Annotated in this window: 14 protein-coding genes; 7 read left to right on the top strand and 7 right to left on the bottom strand. The window is 66.7% G+C overall.

Translation table 11 applies throughout. From position 1 onward, the window contains the following. Positions 1-217: 217 nt before the first annotated feature. The 4 genes from mnmG (at position 218) to SL003B_RS00410 (ending at position 4673) form a co-directional block, all read left to right on the top strand. Positions 218-2089 (top strand): tRNA uridine-5-carboxymethylaminomethyl(34) synthesis enzyme MnmG, encoded by a 1872-nt coding sequence (gene mnmG, locus SL003B_RS00395; RefSeq protein ID WP_013650840.1) that lies wholly within the window; start codon positions 218-220, stop codon positions 2087-2089. A gap of 13 nt (positions 2090-2102) precedes the next feature. Next, positions 2103-2813, top strand: a complete 711-nt coding sequence (gene rsmG, locus SL003B_RS00400) for a 16S rRNA (guanine(527)-N(7))-methyltransferase RsmG (protein ID WP_013650841.1) — start codon at positions 2103-2105, stop codon at positions 2811-2813. Then, the gene (locus SL003B_RS00405; RefSeq protein ID WP_041375299.1) at positions 2810-3634 is read left to right on the top strand and encodes a ParA family protein; all 825 of its coding nucleotides are present in this window, start codon (positions 2810-2812) and stop codon (positions 3632-3634) included. Before rsmG ends, SL003B_RS00405 begins: the two co-directional genes overlap by 4 nt. Before the next feature lie 121 nt (positions 3635-3755). Continuing rightward, positions 3756-4673, top strand: coding sequence for a ParB/RepB/Spo0J family partition protein (locus SL003B_RS00410; RefSeq protein ID WP_013650843.1), 918 nt, complete (start codon positions 3756-3758; stop codon positions 4671-4673). 13 nt (positions 4674-4686) lie between these two features. Here SL003B_RS00410 and holA read toward each other — a convergent pair whose 3' ends face one another. The 3 genes from holA to leuS are packed head-to-tail and all read right to left on the bottom strand — an operon-like array spanning position 4687 to position 8901. Next, positions 4687-5730: a DNA polymerase III subunit delta gene (gene holA, locus SL003B_RS00415; protein ID WP_013650844.1), complete on the bottom strand. Its 1044-nt coding sequence runs from the start codon at positions 5728-5730 to the stop codon at positions 4687-4689. An 11-nt stretch (positions 5731-5741) separates the two neighbouring features. After that, positions 5742-6302, bottom strand: a complete 561-nt coding sequence (gene lptE / locus SL003B_RS00420; protein ID WP_013650845.1) for an LPS assembly lipoprotein LptE — start codon at positions 6300-6302, stop codon at positions 5742-5744. Continuing rightward, positions 6289-8901: a leucine--tRNA ligase gene (leuS, locus tag SL003B_RS00425; RefSeq protein ID WP_013650846.1), complete on the bottom strand. Its 2613-nt coding sequence runs from the start codon at positions 8899-8901 to the stop codon at positions 6289-6291. The genes lptE and leuS overlap by 14 nt, the downstream gene beginning before the upstream one ends. A gap of 215 nt (positions 8902-9116) precedes the next feature. Here leuS and SL003B_RS00430 point away from each other — a divergent pair, with 215 nt between their 5' ends. Both SL003B_RS00430 and SL003B_RS00435 read left to right on the top strand, forming a co-directional pair. Further along, entirely contained in the window at positions 9117-9791 is a 675-nt protein-coding gene (locus SL003B_RS00430; RefSeq protein WP_041375300.1) for a YggS family pyridoxal phosphate-dependent enzyme, read from the top strand. A 140-nt stretch (positions 9792-9931) separates the two neighbouring features. After that, positions 9932-10261, top strand: a complete 330-nt coding sequence (locus SL003B_RS00435; protein WP_013650848.1) for a hypothetical protein — start codon at positions 9932-9934, stop codon at positions 10259-10261. A gap of 45 nt (positions 10262-10306) precedes the next feature. Here SL003B_RS00435 and SL003B_RS00440 read toward each other — a convergent pair whose 3' ends face one another. Next, positions 10307-10861, bottom strand: coding sequence for a GNAT family N-acetyltransferase (locus tag SL003B_RS00440; protein WP_041375702.1), 555 nt, complete (start codon positions 10859-10861; stop codon positions 10307-10309). 249 nt (positions 10862-11110) lie between these two features. Between SL003B_RS00440 and acs the strand changes: the two genes are divergently transcribed. Continuing rightward, positions 11111-13048: an acetate--CoA ligase gene (gene acs / locus SL003B_RS00445; protein ID WP_013650850.1), complete on the top strand. Its 1938-nt coding sequence runs from the start codon at positions 11111-11113 to the stop codon at positions 13046-13048. Positions 13049-13334: 286 nt separating this feature from the next. Here the strand turns inward: acs and SL003B_RS00450 are convergent, their stop codons facing one another. The 3 genes from SL003B_RS00450 to leuC form a co-directional block, all read right to left on the bottom strand. Continuing rightward, the gene (locus SL003B_RS00450; RefSeq protein ID WP_013650851.1) at positions 13335-14699 is read right to left on the bottom strand and encodes a pilus assembly protein TadG-related protein; all 1365 of its coding nucleotides are present in this window, start codon (positions 14697-14699) and stop codon (positions 13335-13337) included. A 143-nt stretch (positions 14700-14842) separates the two neighbouring features. Continuing rightward, the gene (locus SL003B_RS00455; protein WP_013650852.1) at positions 14843-15400 is read right to left on the bottom strand and encodes an HNH endonuclease; all 558 of its coding nucleotides are present in this window, start codon (positions 15398-15400) and stop codon (positions 14843-14845) included. Positions 15401-15690: 290 nt separating this feature from the next. After that, positions 15691-17118 carry a 3-isopropylmalate dehydratase large subunit gene (leuC, locus tag SL003B_RS00460; protein WP_013650853.1) on the bottom strand — a complete coding sequence of 476 codons (1428 nt, stop codon included), beginning with the start codon at positions 17116-17118 and terminating at the stop codon, positions 15691-15693. Between the last annotated feature and the right edge of the window lie 47 nt (positions 17119-17165).

Raw genomic sequence — 17165 nt, forward strand, 5'->3', positions numbered from 1 at the left:
ATGCGGATTGTTTCACGTGAATCAGCGGTGCCCGGAGTGGGGGTGTTTCACGTGAATCATGTGGGATGGGGTGGGGTGATTCACGTGAAATAGCTTTGACCCCGGCGGACGGTTTTCCCTATAAGGCGGCGGGATATCGGGCGGCGGGTTTTCGGCCGATGCGCCTCGGCGGGCGGAGGGTGCCCGCGACAGAGAAGATCGACAGGACCGGACGAGAATGGATCGGATCGACAGGATCGACGTCGCCGTAATCGGCGGCGGGCATGCCGGCTGCGAGGCCGCGGCGGCGGCGGCGCGTATGGGCGCGCGCACGGTGCTGATCACGCACCGGTTCGACACGATCGGGGTGATGTCCTGCAATCCGGCGATCGGTGGGCTGGGCAAGGGTCACCTGGTGCGCGAGATCGATGCGCTGGACGGGCTGATGGGCCGGGTCGCGGACCGGGCCGGCATCCAGTTCCGACTGCTGAACCGACGCAAGGGGCCGGCGGTGCGAGGCCCGCGCGCCCAGGCCGACCGCAGGCTCTATCGCGAGGCGATGCAGGCCGAGATCGCGGAGACCGCCAACCTGACGGTGGTCGGGGGCGAGGCCGAGCGGCTGGAGATCCACGACGGAAGGGTCGCTGGCGTGACGCTGACCGACGGCCGGCGCATCGCCTGCGGCGCGGTGGTGCTGACCACGGGCACGTTCCTGCGCGGGCTGATCCACATCGGCGACCGCAAGATCCCGGCTGGCCGGGTCGGTGAGGGGCCGGCCATGGGCTTGTCCGTCTCTCTGGAAGAGATCGGCTTCGCGCTCGGCCGGCTGAAGACCGGCACGCCGGCGCGGCTCGACGGCCGGAGCATCGACTGGGCGCGGCTGGAGGAACAGCCGGGCGACGACGACCCGGTGCCGTTTTCGACCCTGACGGTGGCGATCACCACGCCGCAGGTGCCGTGCCACATCACCCGCACGACGGAGGCGACGCATCGGATCATCCGGGAGAACCTGTCGCGCTCGGCCATGTATTCGGGGGAGATCAAGGGGCGGGGGCCGCGCTACTGTCCGTCGATCGAGGACAAGATCGTCCGCTTCGGCGACCGGGACGGGCACCAGATCTTTCTGGAGCCGGAGGGACTGGACGACCATACCGTCTATCCGAACGGTATCTCGACCTCGCTGCCGGAAGACGCCCAGCACGCCTTCCTGCGTACCATCCCGGGGCTGGAAAAGGTCACTGTGCTGCAGCCGGGCTATGCGATCGAGTACGATCATGTCGATCCGCGCGAGCTGAAGGCAACGCTCGAGGCCAGGCGCTGCAGGGGTCTGTTCCTGGCTGGGCAGATCAATGGTACCACCGGCTACGAGGAAGCTGGGGCGCAGGGGTTGCTGGCGGGCCTGAATGCGGCGCTTGCCGCGGGTGGCGGCGGCTGCTTCACCGTCGATCGGGCGCAGGGCTATATCGGCGTAATGATCGACGACCTGGTAACGCGTGGCATCACCGAGCCGTACCGCATGTTCACCTCGCGCGCCGAATACCGGCTTTCGCTGCGCGCCGACAATGCTGACCAGAGGCTGACGCCGCTCGGCATTGCGCTTGGCTGCGTGTCGGCAACGCGGCGCATCGCCTTCGAAACGAAGCTCGAAAAGCTTGAGGAAACGCGCCGGCTGCTGGAGGCGCTGACGGTGACCCCGGCGCAGGCGCGCCGGCAGGGGTTGCCGGTCAACCAGGATGGCATCCGCCGTTCGGCCTTCGACCTGCTGTCCTATCCGGACATGAGTTTCGAACGGCTGAAGGACGTGTGGCCGGATCTGGCGGGCATCGAGGCCAGCATTGCGGAGCAGGTCGCCACCGACGCGCTCTATTCGGTCTATCTCGACCGGCAGGCGGCGGACATCGCCGCGCTGCGCCGCGACGAGGCGCTGGCGATCCCCGAGGATTTCGACTTCGCGGCGCTGGCCGGCCTGTCCAACGAGATCCGTCAGAAGCTGGAGACCGTGCGGCCGGCGACGCTGGGCCAGGCGTCGCGCATGGACGGCATGACCCCGGCGGCGCTGACGCTGCTTTTGTCGCACGTGAAGCGGCAGGACCGGCGCGGCGCGGCGTGAGTGGGGGAACGGCATGACCCGGCAAGACGTGACCCAGCATGGCAGGCCGCGGGGCGGGGGGCGAGGCCCCGTTGACGGACCCGAAGCGCTTGCCGGCGTCGCGTCTGTTTCACGTGAAACTGCGGAGCGGCTGAGGATCTATGTCGATCTGCTGCTGCGCTGGCAGCCGGCGCAGAACCTGATCGCGCCATCGACTATTCCGGAGATCTGGCGCCGCCACGTCGCCGACAGCCTGCAGCCGCACCTGTGCCTGCCCGAGGCGAGGCGCTGGGTGGACCTGGGCAGCGGTGCCGGCTTTCCCGGCGTCGTCACGGCGATCCTGCTCGCCGACAAGCCGGGGGCGCATGTCTATCTGGTGGAAAGCAACCAGCGCAAGGCGGCGTTCCTGCGCACGGCGCTGCGCGAGACCGGTGCGCCGGGGACGGTGCTGGCGCAGCGGATCGAATCGGTTGCGGAACGCTGGTCGCACGGACCGGTCGATGCGGTGTCGGCGCGCGCTCTTGCCCCGCTCGTTGACCTGTGTCGCTACAGCCGGGCTTTCCTGGCTCAGGGGGCTGTTGCCGTTTTCCACAAAGGCCGAGAATTTCGGCGCGAGATCGATGAAGCGTCTCACACCTGGAGCTTCGATCTGGTAGAAAAGGTCAGTCTCATCGATCCCGATAGCCGCATGTTGATCCTCTCGAATCTTGCGGTCCGGTCCACCGAGGAAGGGTTCCCCGAATGAGCATGCTTCCCGAGTCGCCGCGTGTGCTCGCCCTGGCCAACCAGAAGGGCGGTGTCGGCAAGACCACCACGGCCATCAACCTCGGCACCGCGCTTGCGGCGATCGGCGAGCGCGTGCTGGTGATCGACCTCGATCCGCAGGGCAACGCCTCGACCGGCCTCGGCATCGAGCGGCGCGACCGCGGGCTGTCGACCTATGACGTGCTGTGCGGCGATTGCAGCCTGGACGAGGCGATCAAGAGCACGGCCGTGCCTCGGCTCTGGGTGGCGCCGTCGACCATGGACCTGCTCGGCCTGGAGCTGGAGATCGCTGCCAGCAGCGACCGGGCATTCCGATTGCGCAAGGCGATCGAACGCTTTGTCCATTCGCGGCTGCAGGAGGAGGTCGGCTTCACCTACGTGCTGGTCGACTGCCCGCCGTCGCTCAACCTGCTGACCATCAACGCCCTGTCGGCGTCGCATTCGATCCTGGTGCCGTTGCAGTGCGAGTTCTTCGCGCTGGAAGGTCTCAGCCAGCTGCTGTCGACCGTCGAACAGGTGCGTACCGCGCTCAACCCGGAACTGACCATCCACGGCATCGTGCTGACCATGTACGACAGCCGCAACAACCTTTCCAGCCAGGTGGTCGCCGACGTGCGGGAGACCATGGGTGATGCGGTCTACGAAACCATCATCCCGCGGAACGTGCGCATCTCCGAGGCGCCGTCCTACGGTAAGCCGGCGCTGCTCTATGACCTCAAGTGCGCCGGCAGCCAGGCCTATCTGCGGCTGGCCTCGGAAATCATCCAGCGCGAGCGCGAGTTGCGCAGGATCGCAGCCTGACGCGGCGGCGATCGATTCGCAGCCGAACCGGTTGTCGGGCCGACGTCCGAAGGCGTTCATTTTTACCCTAACCTATTGATAACAAGATAAAAGAACAAAGCGTGAAAGCGGAGAGCAGGACATGGCGGAAGACGGCGGACGCAACAAGAGGCTGGGACGCGGACTGGCGGCGCTGATCGGCGACGCCGGCATCGGCACCAGCGCGGAACCGGCGTCGGGCGAGCGCACGCCGCCGCGCGACAGCCGCAAGGTGCCGATCGAATTCCTCGAGCCGAACCCGCGCAATCCGCGCAAGAGCTTCAACGAGAAGGACCTCGGCGACCTGACCGAGTCGATCCGCGAGAAAGGTATCATCCAGCCGATCCTGGTGCGGCCAGCGGCCGGCAAGGCGGGCCGGTTCGAGATCATCGCCGGCGAGCGGCGCTGGCGGGCGGCGCAAAAGGCGGGCCTGCACGAGGCGCCGGTGATCGTGCGCGACATCACCGATCAGGAAGCGCTTGAACTGGCGATCATCGAGAACGTCCAGCGCGCCGACCTCAACCCGATCGAGGAGGCGCTCGGCTATGAGCAGCTGACCGCCGAGTTCAACTACAGCCAGGGCGAGCTGGCCAAGGTGATCGGCAAGAGCCGCAGCCACGTCGCCAACACGCTGCGACTGCTGAAACTGCCCAACGCGGTCAAGGATTATCTGGCCGAGGGCCTGATCACCGCCGGCCACGCGCGCGCCTTGATCACGCTGGAGGATCCCTCGGCGCTGGCCGAGCTGATCGTCGAGAAGGGGCTGTCGGTGCGCGAGGCGGAAAAGCTGGCGCAGGATCCGGAGATCCTGTCCAAGCTGTCGTCGCCGAAGAAGACCGCCGCGGCGCTGGAGAAGGATGCCGACACGCGGGCGCTGGAAAAGCGTCTGGCCGACACGCTCGGACTCAAGGTGGCGGTCGGCCACAAGGCTGGCAAGGAGTCCGGCGAGCTGAAGATCCGCTACGGCTCGCTGGAGCAGCTCGACGATCTGTGCCGCAGACTCGGCGTCGAGCCGCGCTAGGGCTGCCGTGCGGCTAGCGCCGGGCCGAGCCGCGTGCGCGGGCGACGCGGGCGAGGGTGAGCAGGGCTTCCGACAGCACCGGCATGCCGATGCGGTCGTTGAGGCGCGCGGTGCGCATGGCCTCGGCGAGCCGCTCCATCGCCTTGTCGAGGTCGGCGGCGGACCACAGCTGGATCTGGCGCGCGAGCGCCGCCTTGCGCTTGAAGAACACCGGCGGGCGGGCGGCGTCGACGATCTGGGCGGCGGGCGTGCCGGCGTCGAATTCGGCGCGCATGCGGTGCAGGCCCTGGAAATGGACCAGCGCCTGACCCGCGATGACCGAGGCATTGCCGCCTTCCGCCTCCAGCCGCTCCAGGCCGTGATCGAGGGCGGCGAGATCGCCGCCGGCGGCCGCGTCGATCAGTTCCGACATCTCGAAGGCCGAGGCGTCGCCGATGATCGCGGCGATGTCGTCGGTGTCGATGCGCTGCCGGCCGTGGGCATAGAGGCACAGCTTGCGCAGCTCGCCGCGGCTGGCCATGCGGTCGGCGCCGAGCAGGCCGTGCAGGGCAGCGCGCGCCTCGCGGCTGATGGTCAGCCCGGCGAGCCGTGTCTCCTCGTCGATCAGGTAGTCGATGTCGCGGCCGGTGTCGGCATAGCAGGGCAGGGCGACGGCGCGCCGGTCGGCCTCGAACAGCTTGCGCAGCCCGGTGCCCTTCTTCAGGTCGCCGGCCTCGATGACGACGAAGGCCGGACAGTCGGCCAGCTTGAGCAGCGGCGCGACCGCGGGGACCAGATTGCGACCGCCGGCGTCCCTGACCCAGATGACGCGCCGGCCGCCGAACAGCGGCACGGTGAGCGCCTCGTCGATGAGGCGGTCCGGATCGGACGCGAGGTCGGCGGCGTCGAGGCGGGCGAGGCTGAAGGGATCGTCGCTGCCGTCCGAGGCGGACTCGACCAGAGCCTGGGCGCGCTCGGAGACGAGGCCGGTGTCGGGCCCGTAGACGAGGATGATCGCCGCGGCCGCCGGCGGCCTGGCGACGAAGCGCTCGATCTCCGTGGCCTTCAGCGCGACCAAGGCGGCTCTCCCTACTTGCGGCCGGCGAAATAGCCCGCGATGCGCGCCTGGATGTCCTGGGCGACCGCCTTGGCGACGCGCTGCTCGGCGTCGCGGCGGGCACGCAGGTTGGAGAACCGCTGGCTGGAGAAGTCGTAGGAGGCGGTGGCGAAGGACTTGCCGGTCATCAGCGTGCGGTCGTCGGCCATGTCGCTGAGCACGAACGAGGCGTTCATGGTCGTGGTGTAGGCGGCGGGCACGTCGGCCAATTCCTCCAGGGCCACTTCGGCGACGCGCACGTCCATGACGATCTTCAGACGGTATTTCCTGTCGGCGCGTGGGGCGCCGCGTTCGAAGCCGAAGATCAGTTCGTTGAGCAGCGCGCGGCGGGCGTCGCCGGCCGAGGTGGCGGTGTCGATCGGCTCGATCTCGATCGCGGCCAGCTCGTCCTGGACCGGCACCATGTCAGGCGCCCCGAGCGATCCGTAGAGCGGGCGCACCTGGCAGCCAGCGAGCGCCAGCCCGCCGACAAGGACGAGCGTCAGGACGAGGACGGCGCGCCGGGCGGGGCGAAGGGTGTCAGGCGACGACATTCACGATCCTTTGCGGCACCACGATGATCTTGCGGGGCGGGCGCCCCTCCAGGGCCTTCTGGACGAAGTCCTGCGCCAGAGTAGCCGCTTCGACCGCCTCGTTGGAAGCGTCGCGTGCGACGGCGATCTCGCCCTTCTTCTTGCCGTTGACCTGGATCGGCAGGACGATGGTGTCCTCGACCAGCAGGGTCTCGTCGGCGACCGGCCAGGCAGCCCTTGCGACGAGGCCGTCGCCGCCGAGTGCGGTCCAGCATTCCTCGGCCAGATGCGGCATCATCGGCGCGATCAGCAGGACCAGGCATTCGCAGGCCTCGCGCGCGGCATAGGCGGCGTCGGCGTCGTCGAGGCCGGCATGGACGACCTTGCCGATCTGGTTGACGAGCTCGTAGATGCGGGCGACGGCGCGGTTGAAGCCGAGGCCTTCGATGTCCCTGGACACCGCCGCGATGGTCTTGTGGGTGGCGCGGCGCAACTCGAGCGCGGCGGCGCCCATATCGGGCACGGCAGCGGCGCGCGGGTCGGTCTTCTCGGCGACCTCGGCGACCAGGCGCCAGGCGCGCTGGACGAAGCGCCAGGAGCCCTGAACGCCTTCCTCGGTCCAGATCACGTCGCGCTCGGGCGGCGAATCCGACAGCATGAACCAGCGCGCGGTGTCGGCGCCGTAGGTCTCGATGATGTCGGTCGGGTCGACGGTGTTCTTCTTCGACTTGGACATCTTCTCGATCGAGCCGATGGCGGCCGGCTTGCCGGTGGCGATCTCCACGGCCGTGCGCGTGCCGTCGACATCTTCGAAACGCACCTCGACCGGGCTCAGCCACTGGCCGTCGGCGCTCCGGTAGGTCTCGTGGGTGACCATTCCCTGCGTAAACAGGCCCTTGAACGGCTCCTTGAGGTCAAGCGCGCCGACCTTCTGCATGGCGCGGGTGAAGAAGCGCGAATAGAGCAGGTGCAGGATCGCGTGCTCAATGCCGCCGATGTACTGGTCGACCGGCAGCCAGGCGTTGGCGGCCGCCGGATCGGTCGGCCTGTCGCAGTCCGGCGCGGTGAAGCGGGCGAAATACCAGGAACTGTCGACGAAGGTGTCCATCGTGTCGGTTTCGCGCTTCGCCGCGCCACCGCATTTCGGGCAGGAGCAGTCGCGCCAGGTCGGATGGCGATCGAGCGGATTACCCGGCTTGTCGAAATTGATGTCGTCCGGCAGCTGTACCGGCAGGTTCTCGTCCTTTTCCGGGACCACGCCGCAAGCGTCGCAGTGGATGACCGGGATCGGGCAGCCCCAGTAGCGCTGGCGCGAGATGCCCCAGTCGCGCAGGCGGTAGTTGACCTGGCGGGTCGCCTGCGGCGCGCCGTCGACGGTAACGGTCTCAAGCTTCTTCGCCACCGCTTCCTTTGCGTCGGCGATCGACATGCCGTCCATGAAGGCGGAGTTGAAGATGGTGCCGTCGTCGGTATAGGCCTCGTCGCCGATCTCGAAGCTGGCCGGGTCGGCGTCCTTCGGCAGCACCACGGGCTTGACCGGCAGCCCGTACTTGCGGGCGAAGTCGAGGTCGCGCTGGTCGTGGGCGGGGCAGGCGAAGATGGCGCCGGTGCCGTAGTCCATCAGGATGAAGTTGGCGATGTACACCGGCAGCTCGATGTCGGTATCGAGCGGATGGCGTACGCGCAGGCCGGTGTCTAGGCCCTTCTTCTCGGCGGTCTCGATGGCCTCGGCCGAGGTGCCGATGCGCCGGCAGTCCTCGATGAAGTCGCGTATACGCGGATCGCTCTCGGCGAGCTTCAGTGACACCGGATGGTCCGGCGACAGGCCCATGAAGGAGGCGCCGAACAGCGTATCCGGACGGGTGGTGAAGATCTCCAGCACCGTGTCGCCGGTCGGCGCCGGCGTGGCGAACTCGAAGCGCACGCGCAGGCCTTCCGAGCGGCCGATCCAGTTCTTCTGCATCAGCCGGACCTTGTCCGGCCAGCGGTCGAGCGTGTCGAGCGCGTCCAGCAGGTCCTCCGAATAGTCGGAGATCCTGAAGAACCACTGGGTCAGCTCGCGCTGCTCGACCAGGGCACCGGAGCGCCAACCGCGGCCGTCGATGACCTGCTCGTTGGCGAGCACGGTCATGTCGACCGGGTCCCAGTTGACCTTGGACTTCTTGCGGTAGACCAGGCCAGCCTCGAGAAATCGCAGGAACAGGCGTTGTTGCTGGGTGTAGTAGTCGACGTCGCAGGTGGCGAACTCTCGGCTCCAGTCGAGCGACAGGCCCATGATCTTGAGCTGGCCGCGCATGGCGGCGATGTTCTCGTAGGTCCAGTCCTTGGGATGGACCTTGTTCTGCATGGCCGCGTTCTCGGCCGGCATGCCGAAGGCGTCCCAACCCATCGGGTGCAGCACGTTGAAGCCCCTGGCGCGCTTATAGCGGGCGACCACGTCGCCCATGGCGTAGTTGCGCACGTGGCCCATGTGGATGCGGCCGGACGGATAGGGAAACATCTCGAGGACATAGTACTTGTCGCGCGGGTCGTCGTTGGACGTCCTGAACACGTCGCCGTCTTCCCAGACCTTCTGCCAGCGCGCTTCCACTTCGCGTGCGTTGTAGCGTTCCGTTGCCATCAAACTCGCCGTTCCATCGTGCGCCCCGCGGGGCGCCTTCCAAACAAATGCCTGGCGGACTGTCACCAGAATTTCCCTTCAGGGTCAACATGAATGGCGGGGAAAAGCGCGGCATTTCGGCCCTGCGCCGGCGCGCTCTTGCCATCCGGCCCCAGCCGGTCCTATCAGACGTCGTGGACGGCGCCGGCGGCGCGCGGCGAAGACGGGAGACGGCGATGGCAGAAACGGCAACCGACAGACTGACCTGCGTGACGGCCGAGATCCGAGCCGCGGAGGCCGAATACGGCCGAGCGGCCGGGTCGGTGACGGTGATCGCCGTGTCCAAGACCTTTTCCGGCGAGGAGATCCGGCCCGTGCTCGCGGCCGGCCAGCGGGTGTTCGGCGAGAACCGCGTGCAGGAGGCGATGGCCAAGTGGCCCGGGCTGCGCGCCGATTTTCCCGGCATCGAATTGCACCTGATCGGACCGCTGCAGTCGAACAAGGCGAAGGAGGCGGTCGCCATCTTCGATGTCATCCACACGGTCGACCGGGAAAAGATCGCGCGGGCGCTGAAGTCGGAGATGGATCGCCAGGGCCGACATCTGCCGTGCTTCGTCCAGGTCAACACCGGCGAGGAGGCGCAGAAGGCCGGCATCGCGCCGGCGCAGACCGATGCCTTCGTCGCCTTCTGCCGCGACGAGGTCGGGCTCGACGTGGCCGGGCTGATGTGCATCCCGCCGGTCGAGGAGGCGCCTGGGCCGCATTTCGCCCTGCTGCAGAAGATCGCGGCGCGCAACGGCCTCGCGCAGTTGTCGATGGGCATGTCGTCGGACTTTCCGATCGCCGTCGGCTTCGGCGCGACCCACGTCAGGGTCGGTTCGGCGATCTTCGGCAGCCGCGACTATGGCTGAACGGTTCGGCATCGCCACCGGCGCGAACCGGCCGTAAGCCTCTTGATGCGCGCATAAGCTGTATCTCGATTGATATTCTTCCTGCCGTAGCGTAATTTTTACATCGTAAAAATATCGTATCAGTCCAGGGAGAACTCGAAATGTCAAACCAATGCCGAAACTGGCAAGCGTGGCTGAACACCATGCCGCCGCCGCCGGACGAACTACATGTCGTGGGCGACGTCATCGTCGGAAATCCTGGAATTTCAGCGCATCTGACCATGCGAGAGCCACAGGGCAGCAACCCGGCCGTGCTGCTGCTTGACCTTCATCTCGTCCAGCAGCCGGGCATGTGGCTGCAGGTGATGACCTGCGTGCAGGCACGGTTCGACCGGGTCCTCACCCCGGAAAGCACCCGTCCCACGTCGGTGGAAATCTTCCAGGACGGGACCCGTATTGCCCTGATCGACACCATCGACGTGGTCAGCTGACCAGGCTGACGACCGGCAAAGCGACAGGCTAGGCGACAGACGCGGTCACGGTGCCCACAGGGCCGGCTGTCGCCAGGGTTCGGGCACGGCCAGGGTGCCGCGCAGAGGCGATCCCGGCCGCCCGGTGTCGCCGAGGCCGAGCGACTGCCAAGCGTCGTGCCATTCCTCGGGCAGCGGATAGGGCGGCTGGACACCGCGCTCCGGCTCGAAGCCGAAGCGGCCGTAGTAGGCCGGATCGCCGAGCACGAAGACCCGGGTGACGCCGGCTTCGGCAAGTCGCCTCACCCCTTCGCGGACCAGGGCGCGGCCGAGGCCCTGCCTCTGCCAGGCGGGCGCTACGGCGAGCGGGGCGAGCATCGACAGCCGTTCGGCCGTTCCCGCGAGACTGCAGGGCGTGAAGGCAACATGACCGACCAGGTCGGGGGCAGGCTCCGCGGAGGCCGCCGCCGCGACCAGCGACAGAACGCCTTCCCCATGGTCCAGCAGGTCACGCACGACGGGCAACAGGTCCTCGTCGGGGAACGCCTGCGGATAGAGGGTCTCGATCGCCGCGCGGTCGGCTGGCCTGCTGGGGCGGATGTCAAAACGGTCGGCGGTCATGTCCGGGTCGGTGTCCTTGTTTGTGCGGCGCGAGAATAGGGCAAACCGGCGCCGAACCCAATCGCCGCGGTCGATCCCGACGACCTGTCGCCGGTGTCGCATTGTCCGGCTTCGACAAAGGTTTACGCCTACGAAAGTTCGAGCGATCCCTTATGGACGCTGCGAAATTGGATCCGCATAATGCCCGCGAAACGGGTGACCTCGCCGAAGGGGCGACGGCACGCGACCCGGATGTGTGGGAGGAATGGGATGTCGGACAACGTGTTCCCGGTGCCGGCCGAAGTGGCCGCGCGCGCCTATGTGGATGACGCCAAATACCAGGAGATGTACCGGCGATCCGTCGAGGATCCGGACGGGTTCTGGCGTGAGCACGGCAAGCGGGTCGACTGGATCAAGCCCTACACCAAGGTCAAGCACACATCCTACGACTACCACAACGTCTCGATCAAATGGTTCGAGGACGGCACGCTGAACGTCTCGACCAACTGCATCGACCGGCACCTCGAGAAGCGCGGCGACCAGCCGGCGATCATCTGGGAGGGCGACGACCCGTCCGAGCACAAGGTGATCACCTACCGCGAGCTGCACCACGAGGTCTGCAAGTTCGCTAACCTGCTGCATTTCAAGGGCGTCAAGAAGGGCGACCGGGTGACCATCTACCTGCCGATGATCCCGGAAGCCGCCTATGCCATGCTCGCCTGCGCGCGCATCGGCGCGATCCATTCGATCGTGTTCGGCGGCTTCTCGCCGGACAGCCTGGCGCAGCGCATCCAGGACTGCGAATCGAAGGTGATCATTACCGCCGACGAGGGCCTTCGCGGCGGGCGCTCGGTGCCGCTGAAGGCGAACGCCGACCGGGCCGCCGAAAAGGCGCCGGTCGACTGCATGATCGTGGTCAGGCGCACCGGCGGCGCCGTCACCATGGTCGAGGGCCGCGACGTCTGGTACCACGAGGAGGCCGACCGGGTGTCCGACCATTGCGCGCCGGTGGAGATGAACGCCGAGGATCCACTGTTCATCCTCTACACGTCCGGCTCGACGGGAAGCCCGAAGGGCGTGCTGCACACGACCGGCGGCTATCTGGTCTATGCCTCGATGACGCACCAGTACGTGTTCGACTACCATGACGGCGACATCTACTGGTGCACGGCCGACGTCGGCTGGGTCACCGGCCACAGCTACATCGTCTACGGTCCGCTCGCCAACGGTGCCACCACGCTGATGTTCGAGGGCGTGCCGACCTATCCGAGCGCCGGCCGGTTCTGGGACGTGGTCGACAAGCACAAGGTCACCATCTTCTACACCGCACCGACGGCAATCCGTTCGCTGATGGGGGCGGGCGACGAGCACGTCACGCGCACCTCGCGCAAGAGCCTGCGCCTGCTCGGCTCGGTCGGCGAGCCGATCAATCCGGAAGCCTGGATGTGGTACCACAAGGTGGTCGGCGAGGAGCGCTGCCCGATCGTCGACACCTGGTGGCAGACCGAGACCGGCGGCATCCTGATCACGCCGCTGCCGGGCGCGACGGCGCTCAAGCCGGGCTCCGCGACACGGCCGTTCTTCGGCGTGCAACCGGCCGTGGTCGACGCGGAGGGCAACTTCCTCGAAGGCGCGACCGAGGGTAACCTGGTCATCACTGACAGCTGGCCCGGGCAGATGCGCACGGTCTACGGCGACCACGAGCGCTTCGTGCAGACCTATTTCGCCACCTACAAGGGCATGTATTTCACTGGCGACGGCTGCCGGCGCGACGCCGACGGCTACTACTGGATCACCGGCCGCGTCGACGACGTCATCAACGTCTCCGGCCACCGCATGGGCACGGCCGAGGTGGAATCGGCGCTGGTCGCCCATCCGAAGGTGTCGGAAGCGGCCGTGGTCGGCTATCCGCACGACATCAAGGGGCAAGGCATCTATGCTTATGTCACGCTGATGGAAGGCGAGGAGCCGACCGACGCGCTGAAGAAGGAGCTGGTCGCCCATGTGCGCAAGGAAATCGGCCCGATCGCGTCGCCGGATCTGATCCAGTTCGCTCCCGGCCTGCCGAAGACCCGCTCGGGCAAGATCATGCGCCGCATCCTGCGCAAGATCGCCGAGGACAGCTTCGAGAACCTTGGTGACACGTCCACGCTGGCCGATCCGACGGTGGTCGACGACCTGATCACCAATCGCCAGAACCGCGGCTGACGAACCGCAGCCATCTGGTTGGACACAAGAGCATAGGCCCGCCACCCGGCGGGCCTCCAGCTTGTCGGCAGACTTGCAGCCTCTCCGCTGTCATTGCGGCCAAGCATGAGCTGCGAGCCACAACCGGAGAACCACGGTGGCGATGATGTCACTGAAGGAGACCGGGAGGTCCCCGGCTCACCGATCCCGCATCTGCGCTTCGCTGCGTGCGGGATGACGTGCGTGGAGGGGTGTCAGCGGTCAGCAGGCCCGCCACCTGGCGGGCCTTCTTCGTTTGCGGGGGAGTCTACTTCGACAGGTAGATGTTCTGGATCTTGTTGGCGATCTTGGCGAAGGCGGCGATCAGCTCGCTGTCGCTGGTCGCCATGAAGAAGGTTTCCTTGGTGCTGCTGGCGCAGTCCTTCATGACCTTGGCGCCGGCCGAATTGGCGTTGCTGCCGAAGTAGATCGAATAGACCTGGATGCCGGTCTGCTTGATCGCGGCGCACAGGGTCTTGGCGCGGGTCGATGAGACGTTGCTGTAGCCCGCGGCCTCGCTGTAGGCGGTCCAGACGTAGGAGCTGTCGCACACCTGCTCCCACTTGAAGGTGGACCAGTTGAATTGCCACTTGCAGTTCGATTGCGCCGTCGCCTTGTCGTAATACTCGTTGAAATCGCCGTCGGTCATGATGAGGGCGAACTTGAGGATGTCACTGTCCGTATAGGAACCGGGCACGCTGTCGTTCGGCCACAGGTTGGACCATTTGGGCGACAGGGCGTACCAGCCCCAGGCGATGCCGGTCTGGCCGGCCGTACGGCCGTTGTCCTTCAGCTTGCTGATCGCCGAGGTCAGCGTGTTGCGCTTGGAGGTCAGCGGTTCCATCTGCGGCGTCGAGGCGCAGCTGTTGGAGCCACCGCCGAAGAATTCCGAACTCGTGCCGTTATAGTTGTAGGTCGCGTCGGTGTATTTCTCGTTGCCCATGCGTTCGGTGACGCAGTTCTGCGTGCCGGCGTCGCCGTTGCTGACCTTGGGGGCGTATTCGCCGAGGTTGACGCCCTGGCTGTAGGGAACGAGCGCGATGCGGACCTTGCTGGCGCTCTTCTTGGTGCCGTCCGGTATCAGGATGTCGACCACGGACTGCGCCGCCGTGCGCAGGGAGGCCATGCTGTTCCTCATCGATCCGGTCACGTCGACGACCATCGCCAGTTCGACGTCAAAGCGCGAGTAGGTGGCGTCGGCGGAGGCGGCGATGGCGACATTCTCGGGGCCGAGGCCGCCGACATGGATGAAATAGGTCGGCACCAGCGCGGTGGCGGTCGCCGAGATGGTGCCGGCGTCGGGGTCGAGGACATAGGTGAGATCGCCCAGCGTGGCGCCGCTCAGGCCGGCGCTCGCCATGTTGGCGGCGAAGGCGTCCTTGATCGCCTTGTCGAGTTCGCTGTCGGTCATAATGCTGACGGACAGCTGGCGCGCGACCGCGAGCACGGCTGCGTCGAGGGCATGGGAAATCGACGCGCGCAGCATGATGGCGCGCCCGTAGTCGAGGCCGGCGCCGCCGATCACCACCATCAGGGCAACGAGAACGCCCACCATCGGCAGGATCGAGGCGCGCGCGTCCCGGCCGAAGGCGGCGAGCCGCGCAGGGAGGCGGCGGAGGACGAGAGGCAGCATGCGAGGACTCCGAGTGACTGATCGGCCGCGATCATGGCGGAACAGTCTTCGAAATCCCTAAAATTCGAGCCAAATACGGAAGGGTTCTGACGGCGTGGTTTATGCAGCCTTAAGCCGGTCGCAGAAACCCGGGGGCTTTGCCGTCACGGTTCCAGTTCGGTGTCCCAGTAGAGAAAGTCGAGCCAGCTGTCGTGCAGGTAGTTGGGCGGGAAGGCGCGGCCGTTGTTGTGCAGGTCCTGGATGGTGGGCTGGAACGGCATGTGCATCGGCCACATGTCGAGCTGCTCGCACGACTTGTTGGCCTTGCGCAGGTTGCACGGGGAGCAGGCGGTGATCACGTTCTGCCAGGTGGTCTGGCCGCCCCGGGAGCGGGGAATCAGGTGATCAAAGGTCAGGTCTTCCTTCGAGCCGCAGTACTGACACTGGAACTTGTCGCGGAGGAAGACGTTGAAGCGCGTGAAGGCCGGGTGGCGGGAGGGCTTGACGAAGGTCTTGAGGGAAACAACGCTGGGCAGGCGGAACTCGAAGCTCGGACTTCGGACCAGGGTGTCGTATTCGGACACGATGTTGACCCGGTCCAGGAAGACGGCCTTGACGGCGTCCTGCCAGGACCACAGGGACAGCGGATAATAGCTCAGCGGCCGGTAATCCGCATTCAGCACCAACGCCGGATGGGCGCCCGGCGAAACGGCTATCGTCACCTTCGGCTCCTCATGCCCGAACGAAGGGACCGGCATCGGTGATCCGATACCGGGATCAGCCTTCCTCTGCTGGAGATATAGTAGAGCCGAGGTGACACTCTTGTGAAGCCCGCAAAACGAACAGGAGCGAGCGGCGCGGCAGCATGCCGCGAGGGCCCGGCGGGCTCCGGCAGGTCACTGGCGGCAAAGGGAAAATCGGGGCTGTCGGCAGATCCGCGCGAGGCCTTGTGCCGGCAAACGGAAACGGGCGCCGCAAGGGCGCCCGTGCAGTGCGGCGAGAACTGGGCGAATCAGGCCTTCGGCCACTCGCGGATGTCGACGAAACGGCCGGCGATGGCGGCGGCCGCGGCCATGGCCGGCGACACCAGATGGGTGCGGCCCTTGAAGCCCTGGCGGCCCTCGAAGTTGCGGTTCGAGGTCGAGGCGCAGCGCTCGCCCGGCTTCAGCTTGTCGGCATTCATTGCCAGGCACATGGAGCAGCCCGGCTCGCGCCATTCGAAGCCGGCAGCCTTGAAGACCTTGTCCAGGCCCTCGGTCTCCGCCTGTTCCTTGACCAGGCCGGAGCCCGGCACGACCATGGCGCGGATGCCGTCCTTGACCTTGCGGTCGCCGACCACGGCGGCGGCGGCGCGCAGATCCTCGATGCGGCCGTTGGTGCACGACCCGATGAACACCACGTCGAGCGGGATGTCGGTGATCTTCGTGCCCGGTGTCAGGCCCATGTATTCCAGCGCACGCCACTTGGAGGCGCGGCGGTTCTCGTCCTCGATGTCGTCCGGGTTCGGCACCACGCCCTGGACCGAGACCACGTCCTCGGGCGACGAGCCCCAGGTGACGATCGGCGGCAGGTTGGCTGCGTCGAGTTCGACGATCTTGTCGAAGTGAGCGCCCGGATCGGAGTGCAGGGTTTTCCAGTAGGCGACGGCGCGGTCCCAGGCCTCGCCGGTCGGCGCCTTCGGACGGCCCTTGATGTAGGCGAAGGTTTTCTCGTCCGGCGCGATCAGGCCGGCGCGGGCGCCGCCTTCGATCGACATGTTGCAGACGGTCATGCGGCCTTCCATCGACAGCGACCGGATCGCCTCGCCGGCGTATTCCATGACGTAGCCGGTGCCGCCGGCGGTGCCGATCTCGCCGATGATGGCCAGAATGATGTCCTTGGCGGTGACCCCTTCGGGCAGGGTGCCGTCCACCTGGATCAGCATGTTCTTTGCCTTCTTCTGGATCAGCGTCTGGGTGGCCAGGACGTGCTCCACTTCCGAGGTGCCGATGCCGTGGGCGAGCGCGCCGAAGGCGCCGTGGGTCGAGGTGTGGCTGTCGCCACAGACGATGGTCATGCCTGGCAGGGTGAAGCCCTGCTCGGGACCGACGATGTGAACGATGCCCTGACGATGGTCGAGCTCGCTGTAGTATTCGACGCCAAAGTCGCGGGCATTGTCGGCCAGCGTCTGCACCTGCAATGCCGATTCCGGATCGTCGATGCCGTGGCTGCGGTCGGTCGTCGGCACGTTGTGGTCGACGACGGCGAGCGTCTTGCCCGGCTGGCGCACCTTGCGCCCACTCATGCGCAGGCCTTCGAAGGCCTGCGGGCTGGTCACCTCATGAACGAGATGGCGGTCGATGTAGAGCAGGCAGGTGCCGTCGTCCTGGGTGTCGACGACATGATCGTCCCAGATCTTGTCGTAGAGGGTCTTCGGTGCCGTCTTCGAGGGCTGCGTCATCGGGTGTCTCCTGAAACCGGGACAGGCCTTGGTGTCTCGTGCCGGAT

The sequence above is a fragment of the Polymorphum gilvum SL003B-26A1 genome, assembly GCF_000192745.1.
Classification (GTDB): Bacteria; Pseudomonadota; Alphaproteobacteria; order Rhizobiales; family Stappiaceae; genus Polymorphum; species Polymorphum gilvum.

Bases quoted from the DNA above. Each gene is read 5' to 3' on its own strand.
- mnmG (WP_013650840.1), top strand. From the start codon at position 218: ATGGATCGGATCGACAGGATCGACGTCGCCGTAATCGGCGGCGGGCAT.
- rsmG (WP_013650841.1), top strand. From the start codon at position 2,103: ATGACCCGGCAAGACGTGACCCAGCATGGCAGGCCGCGGGGCGGGGGG.
- SL003B_RS00405 (WP_041375299.1), top strand. From the start codon at position 2,810: ATGAGCATGCTTCCCGAGTCGCCGCGTGTGCTCGCCCTGGCCAACCAG.
- SL003B_RS00410 (WP_013650843.1), top strand. From the start codon at position 3,756: ATGGCGGAAGACGGCGGACGCAACAAGAGGCTGGGACGCGGACTGGCG.
- lptE (WP_013650845.1), bottom strand. From the start codon at position 6,302: ATGTCGTCGCCTGACACCCTTCGCCCCGCCCGGCGCGCCGTCCTCGTC.
- leuS (WP_013650846.1), bottom strand. From the start codon at position 8,901: ATGGCAACGGAACGCTACAACGCACGCGAAGTGGAAGCGCGCTGGCAG.
- SL003B_RS00430 (WP_041375300.1), top strand. From the start codon at position 9,117: ATGGCAGAAACGGCAACCGACAGACTGACCTGCGTGACGGCCGAGATC.
- SL003B_RS00435 (WP_013650848.1), top strand. From the start codon at position 9,932: ATGTCAAACCAATGCCGAAACTGGCAAGCGTGGCTGAACACCATGCCG.
- SL003B_RS00440 (WP_041375702.1), bottom strand. From the start codon at position 10,861: ATGACCGCCGACCGTTTTGACATCCGCCCCAGCAGGCCAGCCGACCGC.
- acs (WP_013650850.1), top strand. From the start codon at position 11,111: ATGTCGGACAACGTGTTCCCGGTGCCGGCCGAAGTGGCCGCGCGCGCC.
- SL003B_RS00450 (WP_013650851.1), bottom strand. From the start codon at position 14,699: ATGCTGCCTCTCGTCCTCCGCCGCCTCCCTGCGCGGCTCGCCGCCTTC.
- leuC (WP_013650853.1), bottom strand. From the start codon at position 17,118: ATGACGCAGCCCTCGAAGACGGCACCGAAGACCCTCTACGACAAGATC.